Genomic DNA, 825 nt, shown 5'->3' on the forward strand with positions numbered 1-825 from the left:
TACGCCAATCTCCTCACGGCCACGCGCGCGCAGCTGGACTTGCTGGACCAGCGCGCGGTGCACGACTTCCTGGCGCGCGAGCGGCCGGACTACGTCTTCATCGCCGCGGCCAAGGTCGGCGGCATTCAGGCCAACAACACGCAGCGCGCGGACTTCATCCACCAGAACCTGGTGATGGAAGCCAACCTCGTGCACGGCGCGCACCTGGCCGGCGTGCAGCGGCTGATGTTCCTGGGTTCGAGCTGCATCTACCCGCGCGACTGCCCGCAGCCCATCCGCGAGGAGTATTTGCTCACCGGCCCGCTGGAGCCCACCAACGAGCCCTACGCCATCGCCAAGATCGCCGGCATCAAGCTGTGCGAGAGCTACAACCGCCAGTTCGGCCGCCAGTACGTGAGCGTCATGCCCACCAACCTGTACGGGCCCAACGACAACTACGACCTGGCCAACAGCCACGTGCTGCCCGCGCTCATCCGCAAGGCGCACGAGGCCAAGCTGCGCGGCGACGCCGAGTACGTGGTGTGGGGCAGCGGCACGCCCAAGCGCGAGTTCCTGTACGTGGACGACCTGGCCGACGCCTGCGTGCACCTCATGGAGCAGGGCTGGGACGGCGAGCTGGTGAACATCGGCACCGGCGAGGACGTGACCATCCGCGAGCTGGCCGAGACGGTGATGCGCGTGGTGGGCTTCGAGGGGCGCATCGTCTTCGACGCCTCCAAGCCCGACGGCACGCCGCGCAAGCTGCTGGACGTGAGCCGGCTGGCCGCGCTGGGCTGGCGCGCGCGCACCCCGCTCGAAGACGGCATACGCCTGGCCTACGACGCC

Annotated in this window: 1 protein-coding gene; it reads left to right on the plus strand. The window is 69.0% G+C overall.

The window, feature by feature from the left end; translation table 11 throughout:
* A partial coding sequence (locus ALA01S_RS31275; RefSeq protein WP_066343694.1) for a GDP-L-fucose synthase family protein occupies positions 1-825 on the plus strand: 825 nt, incomplete at both ends.

Origin of the sequence: Azohydromonas lata NBRC 102462 (assembly GCF_001571085.1) — a bacterium.
GTDB classification, from domain to species: domain Bacteria; phylum Pseudomonadota; class Gammaproteobacteria; order Burkholderiales; family Burkholderiaceae_C; genus Azohydromonas; species Azohydromonas lata.